12 protein-coding genes and 2 pseudogenes are annotated in these 16,130 nt (G+C 61.5%); 8 read left to right on the top strand and 6 right to left on the bottom strand.

From position 1 onward, the window contains the following. Nucleotides 1-2 precede the first annotated feature (2 nt). The 8 genes and pseudogenes from tatB to BLT00_RS13610 all read left to right on the top strand — a co-directional run bounded on the left by tatB (nt 3) and on the right by BLT00_RS13610 (nt 7,669). Nucleotides 3-425 (top strand): Sec-independent protein translocase protein TatB, encoded by a 423-nt coding sequence (gene tatB, locus BLT00_RS13645; protein WP_092146802.1) that lies wholly within the window; start codon nt 3-5, stop codon nt 423-425. Then, nucleotides 422-1,219 carry a twin-arginine translocase subunit TatC gene (tatC, locus tag BLT00_RS13640; RefSeq protein WP_060739577.1) on the top strand — a complete coding sequence of 266 codons (798 nt, stop codon included), beginning with the start codon at nt 422-424 and terminating at the stop codon, nt 1,217-1,219. The genes tatB and tatC overlap by 4 nt, the downstream gene beginning before the upstream one ends. Further along, complete coding sequence (locus BLT00_RS13635) at nt 1,216-1,923, top strand: 16S rRNA (uracil(1498)-N(3))-methyltransferase (RefSeq protein WP_063323325.1); 708 nt, start codon at nt 1,216-1,218, stop codon at nt 1,921-1,923. Before tatC ends, BLT00_RS13635 begins: the two co-directional genes overlap by 4 nt. Before the next feature lie 159 nt (nt 1,924-2,082). Next, a pseudogene (locus tag BLT00_RS32490) lies at nt 2,083-3,144 on the top strand (methyl-accepting chemotaxis protein); the annotation flags it as partial. Then, entirely contained in the window at nt 3,136-3,999 is an 864-nt protein-coding gene (locus BLT00_RS32485; RefSeq protein WP_371914212.1) for a methyl-accepting chemotaxis protein, read from the top strand. The pseudogene BLT00_RS32490 and the gene BLT00_RS32485, both read left to right, overlap by 9 nt. 149 nt (nt 4,000-4,148) lie before the next feature. Further along, nucleotides 4,149-5,195 (top strand): annotated as a pseudogene (locus BLT00_RS32480) (methyl-accepting chemotaxis protein); the annotation flags it as partial. Continuing rightward, nucleotides 5,181-6,053 carry a methyl-accepting chemotaxis protein gene (locus BLT00_RS32475; RefSeq protein WP_371914211.1) on the top strand — a complete coding sequence of 291 codons (873 nt, stop codon included), beginning with the start codon at nt 5,181-5,183 and terminating at the stop codon, nt 6,051-6,053. The pseudogene BLT00_RS32480 and the gene BLT00_RS32475, both read left to right, overlap by 15 nt. A gap of 1,274 nt (nt 6,054-7,327) precedes the next feature. Beyond that, a complete protein-coding gene (locus BLT00_RS13610) occupies nt 7,328-7,669 on the top strand; it encodes a DUF6124 family protein (RefSeq protein ID WP_092151030.1) in 342 nt (113 codons plus the stop codon). A gap of 187 nt (nt 7,670-7,856) precedes the next feature. On the opposite strand, the gene mdoH is transcribed toward BLT00_RS13610, so the two are convergent. The 6 genes from mdoH to BLT00_RS13580 form a co-directional block, all read right to left on the bottom strand. After that, on the bottom strand, nt 7,857-10,427 hold the full coding sequence (mdoH, locus tag BLT00_RS13605; RefSeq protein ID WP_092151027.1) for a glucans biosynthesis glucosyltransferase MdoH: 2,571 nt from the start codon (nt 10,425-10,427) through the stop codon (nt 7,857-7,859). Further along, complete coding sequence (locus tag BLT00_RS13600; RefSeq protein WP_218189610.1) at nt 10,420-12,162, bottom strand: glucan biosynthesis protein G; 1,743 nt, start codon at nt 12,160-12,162, stop codon at nt 10,420-10,422. The genes mdoH and BLT00_RS13600 overlap by 8 nt, the downstream gene beginning before the upstream one ends. 350 nt (nt 12,163-12,512) lie before the next feature. Continuing rightward, complete coding sequence (dtd, locus tag BLT00_RS13595; protein WP_092151025.1) at nt 12,513-12,950, bottom strand: D-aminoacyl-tRNA deacylase; 438 nt, start codon at nt 12,948-12,950, stop codon at nt 12,513-12,515. Further along, a complete protein-coding gene (gene pip / locus BLT00_RS13590; RefSeq protein ID WP_003196909.1) occupies nt 12,947-13,918 on the bottom strand; it encodes a prolyl aminopeptidase in 972 nt (323 codons plus the stop codon). Before pip ends, dtd begins: the two co-directional genes overlap by 4 nt. Before the next feature lie 105 nt (nt 13,919-14,023). Then, the gene (locus BLT00_RS13585; protein ID WP_256572661.1) at nt 14,024-14,935 is read right to left on the bottom strand and encodes an alpha/beta hydrolase; all 912 of its coding nucleotides are present in this window, start codon (nt 14,933-14,935) and stop codon (nt 14,024-14,026) included. 144 nt (nt 14,936-15,079) lie between these two features. Continuing rightward, entirely contained in the window at nt 15,080-16,027 is a 948-nt protein-coding gene (locus BLT00_RS13580; RefSeq protein WP_092151019.1) for a choline ABC transporter substrate-binding protein, read from the bottom strand. Nucleotides 16,028-16,130: the final 103 nt, after the last annotated feature.

Raw genomic sequence — 16,130 nt, 5'->3', positions numbered from 1 at the left:
TAATGTTTGGGATCAGCTTCACTGAACTGCTGCTCGTCGGCCTCGTCGCCCTGCTGGTACTGGGCCCCGAGCGTCTGCCGGGTGCTGCGCGCACCGCCGGCCTGTGGATCGGCCGCCTGAAGCGCAGCTTCAATGCGATCAAACAGGAAGTTGAACGTGAAATCGGGGCCGACGACATCCGTCGGCAACTTCACAACGAACATATTCTGTCCCTGGAGCAGGAAGCGCGGAAAATCTTCACGCCGACCCAACAGGAACCGACGCCGGTTCAGCCCGTGGCCGAACCGACGATTGCGCCACAGGCGCCGGTGGATGGTGCGCAGCCGCTGGCTGAACCGGCACCAGTGACACCGACGGTAACGGATACAGCGCCCCCTGCTGTCCCTGCGCCTAACGACCCTACTTTGCCGCCGCGAGCCCCATGAGCGATATCCCTGAAAACGACCAGCCGATGCCGCTGGTATCGCACCTCACCGAGTTGCGCACACGCCTGCTGCGTTGCGTCGCGGCGGTTTTCATCATCTTCGCCGGGCTGTTTTCCTTCACCCAGCAGATCTACACCTTCGTCTCCACGCCGCTGCGCCAGTACCTGCCGGTAGGGGCGACAATGATCGCCACCGACGTGTCGTCGCCGTTCCTGACGCCATTGAAGCTGACGATGATGGTCTCGCTGTTCCTGGCGATCCCGGTGATCCTGCACCAGATCTGGGGCTTCATCGCACCGGGCCTGTACAAGCACGAAAAACGCATCGCCGTGCCGCTGCTGGTGTCCAGCATCCTGCTGTTTTACACCGGCATGGCCTTCGCCTATTACCTGGTGTTCCCGCTGATCTTCAAATTCTTCGCCGCCGCCACCCCGGCGGGCGTGGAAATGATGACCGACATCAGCAGCTACCTGGATTTCGTCATGACGCTGTTCTTCGCCTTCGGCGTGGCGTTCGAAATCCCCGTGGCCGTGGTGCTGCTGGTATGGATCGGCGTGGTCGACGTGGCCTACCTGAAGAAGATCCGCCCTTACGTGATCATTGGCTGCTTCGTGGTCGGCATGATCCTGACCCCACCGGACATCTTCTCCCAGACACTGCTGGCGGTGCCGATGTGGCTGCTGTTCGAGATCGGCATCCTGTTCGGTGGCCTGGTGCGCAAGCGCCGGGAAGAAGAACCCGAGGACCAGCCGGTCGATGACCACAACGACCAGCCGCCAGCGACCCAAGCGTGAACCTGCTGCTGCTCGAAGAGGCCGATTTCATCGGGCCTGACCGGGTAATCCTGAGCGATCGCCGGTTGACCCACATGCAGGAAGTCCATCGCAGCGCCGTCGGTGACAGCCTGCGCGTCGGGCGCATCGGTGGGCTGATGGGCACCGCCCAGGTGCTGCGCCTGGAAGCTCGCGAGGCCGAACTGCAAGTGACCCTCGACCAGCCGCCGCCGGCCAAGTTGCCGCTGACCCTGGTGCTGGCCCTGCCTCGCCCGAAAATGCTCCGTCGCGTGTTCCAGACCATCGCCACCATGGGCGTGCCGCGCGTGGTGCTGGTCAACAGTTATCGTGTGGAAAAGAGCTTTTGGCAGACGCCGTTCCTGGAGCCCGAGGCCATCCGCGAGCAATTGATCCTGGGCCTGGAGCAGGCCCGGGACAGCGTGCTGCCGGAAATCATCATCGAAAAACGCTTCAAGCCCTTCGTCGAGGACCGCTTGCCAGCCATGGCGGATGACACCCTGGGGCTGGTCGGCCATCCTGGCAACTATCCGCCCTGCCCGCGAGCGCTAACAGAGCCGGTGACCTTGGCCATCGGCCCCGAAGGCGGTTGGATTCCCTACGAGATCGAACTGCTGGGCAAGGCCGGCCTGCAACCGGTTCAACTGGGCGAGCGAATCCTGCGGGTCGAGACTGCGGTAACTGCCTTGCTCGCGCGATTGTTCTGATCCTCGTAGCTTGTGCAACGTGACCACAGGCGATTCATCCTCGCTGGCTGCAACGCTTGCCCTCTCCACCGCTAGACTCCCTGACGATTTCTACAGATCCCCGGCATATGGTCGATACTCTCTTCATAAGGCCTATAACAGGTTTGAGGGAGTATCGGCATGTTCAGTTGGTTAACCGAAAAGCTGGGAAACGTCAGCGTCAATCGCAAGCTGGGTTTCGGTTTTGGCCTGGTCCTGCTCATGACCCTCTTGAGCACCTTCGCCGGCTGGAACAGCCTGAGCAGTGTGATCAGCCGCTCAGATAAACAAGCTTCCATCGCCAGTATCAACGAGGCGGCCAAGGATTTACGCGTCGCCCGTCTCGACTACGAGATGCGACGCGGCGAACAAGGGCCGACAGCCGTCAACGAGCTCCTGGGCAAACTTCAAGAGAGCATCCAAGCTGCCCTCAAACGATTTGTCCGCCCGGCAGACCAGGAGTTGCTCAATCAGCAATTGGCTAATGTCGATGAATACAAGCGTGCCTTTGTCGACCTCACTCAAGCGACGCAGAACCGCGAGTCGGCCCGGTCCAAGCTTGGCGCCAACGCCGACAACGCCGTGGCCAAGGTGACAGACGTCGAAAATGCCTTGCGACAAGGCGACAGCGTCCCGCAATTCAACAACGTGGTCGAGCTGAGCAAACTGCTCCAGCAAGCGCGTTACCAAGTTCGCGGCTACACCTACAGCGGTAAGGCCGACGCCGAGCAGCCGGCGCTGGATGCCATCGAAAACGTCCTGAAAAACTTCGAGAGCCTGCCGGGCAAGTTACCGGAACAGCACGCAACCAACTTGCAACAAGCCGCCGAATCAATGAAAGCCTATCGCGCAGCCGTCAGCCAGTTCCGCGATTCGCAGGTCGCCAGCGCCTCAGCCCTCAAGAGAATGGTCGACCAGGACACCCATTTGCATGAGCTGAACAAACATTTGACGGCCTCGCAGATTGAGAAGCGCGACCTGGAGACGATTCATGCGAAAGAGGCCCTGATTACCGTTGCCGTCCTGGCGTTAGCGTTTGGTCTGCTGGCTGCGTGGATCATTACGCGGCAGATCGTTGTTCCCCTGCAACAAACCCTGGTGGCCCTCGAACGTGTCGCCTCGGGCGATTTGAGCCATAACCTGGTGGTTACCCGCCGTGACGACATGGGCCAATTGCAAGCCAGCCTGCAGCGAATGGTGATCAGCCTGCGGCAACTGATCGGGGGTATCAGCGACGGCGTCACGCAAATCGCCAGCGCCGCCGAACAGCTCTCGGCCGTCACCGAACAGACCAGTGCCGGGGTCAACAGCCAGAAAACGGAGACCGACCAGGTCGCCACTGCCATGCACGAAATGACCGCCACCGTGCAGGAAGTGGCGCGCAATGCCGAGGAAGCCTCCGAAGCGGCAGTTGCCGCTGACCAGCAGGCTCGCGAAGGCGAAAAAGTGGTCGGCGAAGCCATCGCCCAGATCGAACGCCTGTCCAAGGAAGTGGGCATCTCCACCGAAGCCATGGGCCACCTCAAGCGCGAGAGCGACAAGATCGGCAGCGTGCTGGACGTGATCAAGTCTGTCGCCCAGCAAACCAACCTGCTGGCCCTCAACGCCGCCATCGAAGCAGCCCGGGCCGGTGAAGCCGGGCGTGGGTTTGCGGTGGTCGCCGATGAAGTCCGCAGCCTGGCCCAGCGCACCCAGAAGTCCACCGAAGAAATCGAAGAACTGATCCTCGGCCTGCAATCGGGCACCGAACAGGTCGCGACCACCCTGGACAACAGCCGCAACCTGACCGACAGCAGCGTCGAACTGACCCGCCGGGCCGGTGGCTCACTGGAAAACATCACCCGCACGGTCTCGGCGATCCAGTCGATGAACCAACAGATCGCCGCCGCCGCCGAGCAGCAGAGCGCCGTGGCCGAAGAGATCAACCGCAGCGTCGTGAACGTTCGCGATGTGTCCGAACAAACGGCTTCTTCCAGTGAAGAAACCGCAGCCTCCAGTGCCGAACTGGCACGGTTGGGGGTGCATTTGCAGACGCTGGTAAGTCGCTTCAAGGTCTAACCATAAGGGCAGGTATAAAACCGTGGCCAGAGATTGCTCGCGCTTGGGCGCGAAGCGGCCACTACTGTGACATCTATTCTCTACAGATCCCTTCCAAACGGTCGATATAGCTCCCAGCACACAAACTCAGCGCTGCAGGGAGTAACAGTATGTTCCGATGGCTAGGTAATGTAGGCGTTAATCGCAAACTCGGTTTCGGCTTCGGCCTGGTGCTGTTCCTGACCGTGATAATCGCCTTCACGGGCTGGACCGGCCTGGGTAACGTCATCAGCCGTGGCGACAAGCTGGGGTTCATTGCCAGCCTGAACGATTTGACCAAGGACTTGCGCCTGGCACGCATGAACTACGACACCTCGCGGGGCGAGAACGGCCCCCAGCAAGTCAACGACCTGATCGGCAAACTCGACGCCGGGCTGAAAACCGCCCGCCAACTGATCGAACAACCGGCCGATGCCGCACTGATCGATAAACAATTGACCGCCGTGGCCGAGTACAAAAAAGCCTTCGCCGAGATGACCCGCGCTACCGCCAGCCGAGAAGATGCCCGCAGCAAACTCGGTGCCAGTGCAGACAATGCCGTGGCTCGCGTCGCTGAAGTAGAGAAGTCGTTGCTGGAAGGCGACAGCGTCGCCCAGTTCAACAACGCTGTGACCCTGAGCAAGGCGATCCAGCAAGCACGCTATCAAGTTCGCGGTTATACCTACAGCGGCAAGAACGAAGCCCAGCAACCGGCCCTTGAGGCCATCGACAATGTCCTCAAGCTTCTCGCACGCTTGCCAGAGCAGTTACCCGAAGAACATGCCGCCAACCTGCAACAGGCCAACGACTCGATCAATGTCTATCGCGCAGCGGTCAGCCAGTTCCGCGACTCCCAGATCGACAACGCCGCCGCACTCAAGCTCATGGCAGAGCAAGGCGACGTATTGATCGACGCCAGCCAAAAACTGACGGTCTCCCAGACCGCTGTGCGCGACCGTGATGCCGCCAAGGCCAAGACCTTCCTGGTCTCGGCTGCCGTACTGGCCCTGTTGTTCGGTGTCATCGCCGCCCTGGTCATCACCCGGCAGATCGTCGGTCCTCTGGGCCAGACCCTCAAAATCGCCGAACGCGTGGCTGCCGGCGACCTGACCCACAACCTCACTTCCGAGCGCCGCGACGAACTGGGCCAGCTACAGCGCGCCATGCAGAACATGACCGTGGGCCTGCGGCAATTGATCGGCGGCATCAGCGAAGGCGTCACGCAAATCGCCAGCGCCGCCGAACAACTATCGGCCGTTACCGTACAGACCAGCGCCGGCGTCAACAGCCAGAAAGCGGAAACCGACCAGGTCGCCACCGCCATGCACGAAATGACCGCCACGGTGCAGGAAGTGGCCAGCAATGCCGAAGAGGCTTCCGAAGCGGCCGTCGCCGCCGATGCCCAGGCACGCGAAGGCGATAAAGTCGTCGGCGAAGCGATTGCCCAGATCGAGCGCCTGGCACTCGAAGTGGGTAATTCCACCACCGCCATGGGCGAGCTGAAGCGAGAAAGCGACAAGATCGGCAGTGTGCTGGATGTGATCAAGTCCGTCGCCCAGCAAACCAACCTGCTGGCCCTCAACGCCGCCATCGAGGCGGCCCGGGCCGGTGAAGCCGGGCGTGGGTTTGCGGTGGTCGCCGATGAAGTCCGCAGCCTGGCCCAGCGCACCCAGAAGTCCACTGAAGAGATCGAGGAACTGATCCTTGGCCTGCAGTCGGGCACTGAGCAGGTCGCGGCGACCTTGGACAACAGCCGCAGCCTGACCGACAGCAGCGTCGAGCTGACCCGTCGTGCCGGTGCGTCGCTGGAAAACATCACCCGTACCGTCTCGGCGATCCAGGCGATGAATCAGCAGATCGCCGCTGCGGCTGAGCAGCAGAGTGCTGTGGCTGAAGAGATCAACCGTAGCGTACTGAATGTGCGTGATGTGTCGGAACAGACTGCCGCCTCCAGTGAGGAAACGGCTGCTTCCAGTGCTGAGTTGGCGCGGTTGGGGGGGCATTTGCAGGGGTTGGTGGGGCGGTTTAGGGTTTGATGGTTTTGTGTGTATATCCGTTATTTAGGTAACGGCTGCTTAGGGTTCCGCCCTGACGGCGGGTCACTTTCGAAAAGCGCGAAAGTAACCAAAGCGCTTGTGCCCCACCACTCGGTGCCTCGCCTAGGCTCGGCATGCCCTCACTCCGGCATTGCTCCGTGGGCCGCCGCGAAGGGCCATCCATGGCCCAGCGCGGCTAACCCGGCATCCATGCCGGGTTGCCCACTGCGCAATGCCTGCGTTCGGCCAGCGTGGTTAACGGGGCGCCCGAGATCAACGTCCACCACAAGGCGGCCTGGTAGCCGACCTGGTTCTTGATGGGGACCGCATTCCTCCTGTGGGAGCGGGCTTGCTCGCGAAGAGGCCGGCACATCCAACATCACCGCAAACTGACACACCGCCATCGCGAGCGAGCTTGCTCCCATATTCACCTCCAGTGAAAACAAAATTCATGTCCAACACAGCCCCCCTGTGGGAGCGAGCAGTTGAATCGGGGTATACCCGCAAGAGACAGGCCGGCTACTAGGCCGCCTTCGCGGGCAAGCCCGCTCCCGCAGTTGAATCGGGGTACACCCGCAAGAGACAGGCCAGCTACTAGGCCGCCTTCGCGGGCAAGCCCGCTCCCACAGTTGAATCGGGGTACACCCGCAAGAGACAGGCCGGCTACCAGGCCGCCTCGTGGTGGACGTTGATTTCGGCGCCCCGTTAACCACGCTGGCCGAACGCAGGCATTGTGGAGTGGGCATCCCGGCATGGATGCCGGGATAGCCGCGCTGGGCCATGGATGGCCCTTCGCGGCGGGCCCACGGAGCAATGCCGGAGTGAGGGCATGCCGAGCCTAAGCGAGGCACCGAGTGGTGGGGCATGAGCGCTTTGGTTACTTTCGCGCTTTTCGAAAGTGACCCGCTGTAAGAGCGGAACCCTAAGCAGCCGTTACCTAAATAACGGATATACATACAAAAATACCTGAGCCCCACAATCCGTCATCCCAAGGCTACGGAGCCTTGCACCATTGCCTACAACTACGCCAGAATCCGCCGGCTTGTGCGCCTTGCCCCCGGGCTCTAACGTTTGCAGGTCGCTGTCAGTTCAGCGATCGGGTTTAGCAGCTCGGCACAATATCAAGGCACGCAGGTCCGCTTTATGGTGGCTGTGCGTGGGGCACTTCGGTGCGCCGGGTTCCTTGATTCCTGGTCTGCTAACCCGCGCACAGTCGCCACCCTTTTCGTTTAGCAGCGATGTCTGGCGGCTCCATCAATCAAGGAGCGTCAACCATGTTCAAGGCCACACCCAACCCACCAGAACCCGAAACCGACCCCAAGAAACTCCAGGAAGCCACCGACCGCGCGCTCGATTACTACCTGAAGCCCAAACAGCCCAACCCCGAAGAAAAACAGCCACCGGGCCAGCTCTTCACCGTCGTGGACGGTATCGACACTGAAAGCCTGTTGGCCAACCTCAGCGAAAACCTGGCCTCAGCCGACGCCATGGTCAGTGACCTTGCGTTCGACCTGGAAGGTTCACGACGTCATGTCGCCCTTGGTATTCAGCAACTGATCGAGCTGAGTGCTTTGTTGGCGAATCGAGCACTGGACAACGTCAACACACAACCCTGACCGCACCACGATCTGTGGCGAGGGAGCTTGCTCCCGCTCGGCCGCGCAGCGGACGCCAAAAAGCGGGGGCGGCTGCGCCACCCAGCGGGAGCAAGCTCCCTCGCCACAGGTGTTAACCATGTCCCCGGACCAAAACAGCGCCCAACAAAAAGCCCCGCTTCCTTCCAGAAGCGGGGCTTTGTGCGTATCAGGCCACTTGAGGCTGCACGCTCACCGGCTGTAGCGGTAGCAGCGGTGCATGAGGGTCGGCCTTGACCGACTCACGCCACGCCGCTAGCCACTCGGGATGCCCCTCGCTCCAGACCTGATCATGCAGGCGAGACAAGGCCACCGGGTCGCTCAGCAGGGCCAGTCGCTCGGCGTTGCTGAGGCCGGTCGGGCCGGTCTTCAAGGCGTGACGAACGCGTTCGACCCGCAGCCATTCGATCGGCTCGGCCTTGCCGTGACGCGAGGTTGCCAACGCATACGCCAAGGCGTTCTGTTGTGGATCGACCACCGCCCGGATGAAACCGTCTTTGAGCGCATGCCAACGGTTTTCATGGGTGTACTGGTCCGTCGACAGCAGTTCCTGGGGCGGTGCGTATTCCTCAGGGATCAGGAACAGGCTTTCATCGCGGGACTTCAAGCCCAGGCCCACGCGGCTGGAAATCACCGATACCGGAATCGACAGCATCAGCGAGCCGACAATCGGCACCAGCCACCACAGGAAGCTCGGGTTCAGCCAGATCACCAGCAAGGCCCAGAAGAAGCCCAGCAAGGTTTGCGGGCCGTGGCGCTTGACCGCTTCGCTCCATGGCGTGGAGTCGTCGTCACGTTGTGGCGAGTTCCAGGTTGCAGCCCAGCCCAGGAATGCGGCAAGCACGAAGCGGGTGTGGAAAATCATCCGCACTGGCGCCAGCAGCATGGAGAACAGCATCTCCAGGAGCATCGACAGCGTCACCTTGAACTTGCCACCGAACTCCTTCGCACCCTTGGCCCAGATCAGCACGATACTCAGCAACTTGGGCAGGAACAGCAGCACGATGGTGGTGGAGAACAGGGCGATGGCTTTTTCCGGGTGCCATTGTGGCCACAACGGATAGAGCTGACGCGGCTCGAGGAAGTACTGCGGCTCCATCAGCGTGTTCACCGCCAACAACGCAGTGGACAGCACCAGGAAGAAGAACCACAGCGGCGCCGACAGGTAGGACATCACGCCAGTCAGGAACACCGCACGGTGCACCGGGTGCATGCCCTTGACCAGGAACAGCCGGAAGTTCATCAGGTTGCCGTGGCACCAGCGACGGTCACGCTTGAGTTCGTCCAGCAGGTTCGGCGGCAGTTCTTCGTAGCTGCCCGGCAGGTCATAGGCAATCCACACGCCCCAGCCGGCACGGCGCATCAGCGCCGCTTCGACGAAGTCGTGGGACAGGATGGCACCGGCGAACGCGCCTTTACCGGGCAGCGGCGCCAGCGCGCAGTGCTCGATGAACGGCTTCATGCGAATGATCGCGTTGTGGCCCCAGTAGTGGGATTCACCCAACTGCCAGAAGTGCAGGCCGGCGGTGAACAGCGGGCCGTACACCCGGGTGGCGAACTGCTGCATGCGCGCATACAGCGTGTCCATGCCCGAGGCACGTGGCGCGGTCTGGATGATGCCAGCGTCCGGCGTGGCTTCCATCAGGCGCACCAGGCTGGTCAGGCACGTACCGCTCATGACGCTGTCAGCGTCGAGCACGACCATGTACTTGTAGTCGCTGCCCCAACGACGGCAGAAGTCGTCGAGGTTGCCGCTCTTGCGCTTCACGCGACGGCGACGGCGGCGATAGAAGATCTTGCCGAAGCCCCCGGCTTCACGGCAGACATCCAGCCAGGCCTGCTGCTCGGCTACGCAAATATCGGTCTCGTTACTGTCGCTGAGCACGAAGAAGTCGAAACGATCCAAGTCACCGGTGGCAGCCACCGACTCGAAGGTTGCGCGCAAACCGGCGAATACCCGCGGTACGTCTTCGTTGCAGATCGGCATCACCAGTGCGGTGCGGGCGTCCTTGGGAATCGGCTCGTTGCCGGCGCTGGCACCGGAGATGCGGTACTTGTCGTGACCGGTGAGCAATTCGAGAAAGCCCATCAGCGCCGTCCAGAAACCCGCCGACACCCAGCAGAACAGGATCCCGAACAGGATCAGGATGCTGGTTTGCAACGCATACGGCAGCACTTGCGTGGCCGTCTGCAACAGCGGTTGGTGCAGGACTTCGTCCAGGTCCACCAGCGACCAGCCTTGGTACGGCATGATGCCTTTCATGTACCAACCGGCAACGATGGTCTGGCCGAGCATCAGGATCAACAGGATGTAGCGGCGGATCGAACCCACGGTACGCCAGCGTGCATGGGGCAGCACGCGCTCATCCTTGGGCGGCTTCGGCGGGTTGGTACGCCCGGTCAGGCGCCGCCAACCGCGCATCAGGATATTGGTGCGCCACGGTTCCGGCACGACCTTGGTCCGGCGAATCGGCGGTGTCGCCTTCAAGCACACCCGGCCGTTGGCATCGAGGGCCAGCATTTCGGCGTCCTCGAGTTCCTCGGCGGTGCTCAGCGTCAGGCGTCGGCCCACCGAGGCTTGCGCCGCCTCGTTGGGTGCGTCGAATGTCGAGGAAGCCAAGCGTTCATGCAATTGGCTGAATGACGTGCAGCCCGCCAGCTCGGCGCGCTGCTCGTCGGTCATCGGCAAGTGGGCCAGATACTCACTGAGAGTCTCTGGTCGTACGGACGTATTACTCATCGGCAGGCAACTGGTAGCTCCAGGTCTCAGTCAGGACTTGTTCAGTCTGTTCCGGTTCCTGTTGGGTTGGGATCGGCTCGGCGACGGCGGTGGATGCCTTGACGGCCTTGGTTTCTTTCTGCTCGCCGGCTTGCTCGTTGGCTTGCTCTTTTTCGCTCTGCTGCTTGGCGACCTTGTCGGCCTTGGCCAGCGTGGCCACGGAATGCGCGGTGGCTGGGAGTTCGACAGGAACAAGCGGCCTGACCAAGGCGGCACGCATCTCGGTCGCTTTGCTCGGGTCCTTGATCTTCAGGCGCAGCGTCAGGCGCCAGCCCTTGGTTTCAGGGTTGTAGCGCACACTGTTCTCGACGATCTCGGCGTTCTCACCAACGCTCACCTGGCTACGCACTTCGGCTTCTTCAGGCAGCGCTTGCAGGGACGGCCCTTCGAAATCCACCAGGTAGGCCACGCTACCGTCCGGTTGACGGATCAGGTTGGACTGCTTCACGTCACCGGTCGAACGCAGGGTCTGCTTGACCCAGGCGCTGTCTGGCGAGTGCAGGTTGGCTTCGTCGAGGGTCCAGTGCAGACGGTAGGCGAAGTCCAGTGGCTGGCCTGGTTCAGGCAGTTTTTCCGGGCTCCAGAACGCAACGATGTTGTCGTTGGTTTCGTCGGCGGTCGGGATTTCAACCAGATCGACAGTACCTTTGCCCCAATCGCCTTTCGGTTCGATCCAGGCGCTTGGACGTTTTTCGTAACGGTCATCCAGGTCTTCGTAGTGGCTGAAGTCACGACCACGTTGCAGCAGGCCGAAACCACGCGGGTTTTCTACCGAGAAGTTGCTCACGGCCAGGTGTTTCGGGTTGTTCAGCGGACGCCAGATCCACTCGCCGTTGCCGGCATGGATGGACAGGCCGCTGGAATCGTGGAGTTCACGACGGTAGTTCAGCACCTTGGACGGCTGGTTGGCGCCGAACAGGAACATGCTGGTCAACGGGGCGATGCCCAACTTGTTGACACGATCACGCAGGAACACCCGCGATTTCACGTCGACAACGGTGTCGGTACCCGGACGCACGATCAGGCGATAGGCGCCAGTGGCCCGTGGTGAATCCAGCAGGGCGAAGATCACCAGGTGCTTGTCGGTCGGTTTCGGACGCTGGATCCAGAACTCGCGAAAGCGCGGGAATTCCTCACCGGAAGGCAACGCGGTGTCGATGGCCATGCCTCGAGCGGACAAACCGTAGACCTGGCCCTTGCCGATGACGCGGAAATAACTCGCGCCCAGCATGGTCATGATTTCGTCTTGCTTGTCAGCCTTGTTGATCGGGTACAACACGCGGAAACCGGCGTAGCCCAGCTGTTCGGTGGCCTTGGGATCGAACTTCACGTCGCCGAAATCGAAACGTGTCGGGTCGTACTTGATCTCGTCGACGGTGGTCGCGGTGATTTCGTTGATCTTCACCGGCGTGTCGAAATGCATGCCCTGGTGATAGAACGACAGCCGGAACGGGGTCTTCTGGTCGGCCCATTCAGCTTTTTCGGTGCGGAAACGAATTTTCTGATAATCGGCGAATTTCATTTCGCGGAATTCGTTCGGCAAATTGCTGCGCGGGGCTTCGAACTTTTGCCCGGCCAATTCTTGTGCCTTCGCCGATACATCATCCAGGCTGAATGCCCACAGTTGGCCCGCGCCGAACAGGCACAGCAGGGCCGAGCCCGCTACCAGAGCGTTTCTAAACCGTTTGGCAGTCATTTTTGGTGCATTACAGGGACTAACAATCACGAGCAACCCTCGCCGAAAACTGATCAAAAAACCAACGGCCAGATAAAGTATCTGCACGGTAACGGCACTGAAAAACCGTTCCTGCGGACCACTCTTGCCAAGTTGGCGAGCATTGTTCCGACTCCGATGGGACAAAATGATTCCCCAAACGGTCCAGGACAAGTCTCTACCTAAGTCAAATGGACCAGCGAACGCTGATCCCCCGTAGCGCGCGATTATCTAGTAGCCCGCGTGACAACGCATCAGGGGTAGCAAAGTATTTATCGAGAAAACGCCCAGTTTTTCCTCGAAACAGGCCCGAAAAGATGTTTCAAGCGCTTTCAAACCTGTAACAGGAACGTTACCGGGCCATCATTGACCAAATGCACCTGCATGTCGGCGCCGAATCTACCTGATGCCACAGTGCCATGCACCTGTTTTGCCTGGGTGAGCAAATAGCTGAACAACTCTTCTCCCAGGGCCGGAGGTGCGGCTGTCGAAAAACTCGGGCGCAAACCACTTTTGGTGTCGGCCGCCAAGGTGAACTGCGACACCAGCAACAACCCACCACCGACATCCGCCAGGGACAGGTTCATCTTGCCGTCGGCGTCGCTGAATACTCGATAGTTAAGCAGCTTATGCAGCAGTTTGTCGGCGCTGGCCCGGGTATCCCCGGGCTCGACGGCCACCAACACCAGCAAGCCCTGGTCCACTGCGCCGACGATCTCACCTGATACTTCGACCCGTGCGCAGCGAACTCGTTGCAACAGCCCCTTCATGCTTCTTCAGGCGGCAGGTCGAGCAGGCGCCGGGCCATTTGCGCAGCGGCGCGCACCAATGCGTCGGTGATCCCCGGCTCCGAAGCGGCGTGACCAGCGTCGCGAATCACCTGCAGTTCGCTGTTGGGCCAGTTCTGATGCAGTTCCCAGGCATTGTCCAGCGGGCAGATGACGTCGTAGCGGCCATGCACGATGACGCCCGGCAAATGGGCGATCTTGCCCATGTCGCGAATCAACTGGTTGGGTTCGAGGAAAGCGTTGTTGGTGAAGTAGTGGCATTCGATCCGGGCGATCGACAGCGCCCGCTGCGGCTCGGAGAAGCGATCGACCACCAGCGGGTTCGGACGCAGGGTCGCGGTACGACCTTCCCAGGTGGACCAGGCCTTGGCCGCATGCATCTGGGCGATCTGGTCGTTGCCGGTCAGGCGCTTGTGGAAAGCGCTGAGCAGGTCGTCGCGTTCGTCCAAAGGGATGGGTGCGATGTAGTCCTGCCAGTAGTCGGGGAACAGGCGACTGGCGCCGGCCTGGTAGAACCACTCGATTTCCTGCGGACGGCAGAGAAAGATCCCACGCAGGATCAGGCCGTGTACCCGCTCGGGATGGGTCTGGGCGTAGGCCAGGGCCAGGGTCGAGCCCCAGGAACCGCCAAACAGCACCCACTTCTCGATGCCCAGGTGTTTGCGGATGCGCTCCAGGTCTTCGACCAGATCCCAGGTGGTGTTGTTCTCAAGGCTGGCATGGGGGGTGGACCGACCGCAGCCGCGCTGGTCGAAAGTGACGATGCGGTACAGGTTCGGATCGAAGTAACGCCGGCTCTGCGCATCGCAGCCGGCACCCGGGCCGCCGTGAATGAACACCACCGGCAGGCCTTCGGGGGAACCGCTTTCATCGACATAGAGCGTGTGGGTGTCATCGACAGCCAGATCGTGCCGGGCATGGGGTTTGATCTGCGGGTACAAAGTCTGCATTGCGCGCTCCGTAAGGGGTCGAGTCATCCCTGTGGGGACGTCTATTTAGTCTGACGTCCGGCATCATAAACCCGAATTACCTTAATGAGCATGTCCCCTGCGCAGTCAAAGCATGTCAGCCAGGTACGCCAGCAGCGTGCGATACATCTGATCGACCTCTGGCACCTGGCCGCGGCCACGCAGGCAACCGTGGACCAGCCCATTGCCGACATACAGCGCGGCGTCTCCCCCTGCGGCGTTCAGCCGCTCACAATAAAGGACGCCGTCGTCGCGCAGCGGATCCCATTGCGCGACAGCAACCAGCGCTGGCGGCAAGCCGTCCAGGCTGTCGGCGAGTAACGGCATGGCATAAAGCGAGGGACGAGCGCCACCCAGGTACAGCGCCTCATAGCGCTCCAACTCGCGACGGCTCAGGAGCGGGGCATCGAAGCACTCGTGACGCGACGGCAGATCCGCAGGGCCACCGAGCGCCGGATAAATCAAGACCTGGGCCCGCGGCAACGGTTGCCCGGCATCGCGCAAGGCCAGGCATAACGCGGCGGCGAGATTGCCGCCGGCGCTGTCACCGACCACCAGCCGTCGACGGGGGTCGATGGCAAACGGGGCGTCCGCCAAGTGGCGCCACACTGCCAGGCAATCTTCGAAACCGGCCGGAAACGGATGCTCCGGGGCCAGCCGGTAATCCACCGCCACCACCAACGCGCCCAACTCAGCGGCCAGCTCCATGCAGATGAAGTCATGGGAATCCAGGTCCCCCACGACCCAACCGCCACCGTGCAGGTAAAGCATGCATGGCCAGCCGGCAAGCGGTGCCGCACGTTGCGGGTAATAGGCCCTCACCGCTACGCCGGCCAGTTCGAAATCCTCGACGGCCAGCGTCGGCGGGCAAGGCGCAGTGAACGCCCGGCACATCTGGCTGTAGGCCTGGCGCGAACCGGCAAGGCTGTCGTCCAGGCTGGTGAAGCTCAGGGTTTTGTCGATGAAGGCTGACATTGCCTGGGAGAGTGGGTAGGTCATCGTGGTGTGGCTCAAAGGCTTTTGTGGCGAGGGAGCTTGCTCCCGCTGGGCTGCGCAGCGGCCCCAAAATTTTGCGAGCGCTACGCACTCGAGCGGGAGCAAGCTCCCTCGCCACACAGGGTTATCAGTGCCCGGAAGATTGCCTCAGTTCTTGAGACTGGCCTGCACCGCCGCCACGCCATCCTTGCCATCGAAGCTCATGACACCCGCCAACCAGCGCTGAAGATCCTCGGGATGCTCGCGCAGCCATTGCCGGGCGACGTCCTGGGGCGTCTTGCGCTCCATGATCGGTACCATCAACTGACTCTCCTGGGCGGCGGTGAAGGTGAGGTTCTCCAGCAAGCGGTTCACGTTCGGGCAGCGCTGGGCATAGTCCGGCGTAGTCACGGTGGAGACCGTGGCGGCGCCTTCGTTCGGGCCATAGACATCTTCACTGCCGGTCAGGTAGCTGATGTTCATGTTGATGTTCATCGGGTGCGGGGTCCAGCCGACGAAGACCACGAACTCCTTGCGATTCACCGCGCGCTGCACCGCCGCCAGCATGCCTGCTTCGCCGGATTCGATCAGCTTGAAGTCCTTGAGGCCGAAGTGGTTGGTCTCGATCATGGTCTTGATGGTGGTGTTGGCGCCGCTGCCCGGCTCGATGCCGTAGATCTTGCCACTGAGCTGGTCCTTGAACCGGGCGATGTCGGCAAAGGTCTTGAGCCCTGCCGCCGCCACGTAGTCGGGTACCGCCAGGGTGGCCTGGGCGTCGGCCAGGCTTGGCTTGTCCAATACCTTCACTTGGTTGGCGGCCAGGAATGGTGCGATGTTCTTGTCCATCGCCGGCTTCCAATACCCCAGGAAGATGTCGAGGCGCTTGTCGCGGATGCCGGCAAAGATGATCTGCTGCACGGCGCTGGTCTGCTTGCTGTCGTAGCCCAGACCGGTGAGCAGCACATCGGCCATGCCGCTGGTGGCGATCACGTCGGTCCAGTTGACCACGCCCATGCGCACGGTCTGGCACGACGCAGGCTCGGCGGCCATCGCCCCGGCGCTCAAGAGGGTGGTACCGCAGAGGATCGACAGACAGCGTTTGAACAGTCTTTTCATCGGGAAGGTCTCGTGCGGCAGCGGATTATTGTAGGTCGGTGTCTTGCTGCACCGTGCCCAAAACATTACGCAGCGCCGAGGGGCTGAAGATGAACTGTGGCGA

The sequence above is a fragment of the Pseudomonas sp. NFACC51 genome (assembly GCF_900103575.1).
GTDB classification, from domain to species: domain Bacteria; phylum Pseudomonadota; class Gammaproteobacteria; order Pseudomonadales; family Pseudomonadaceae; genus Aquipseudomonas; species Aquipseudomonas fluorescens_Q.
Note: the sequence above shows the minus strand (reverse complement) of the source record. Positions and strands in the feature narration are given on the sequence as shown.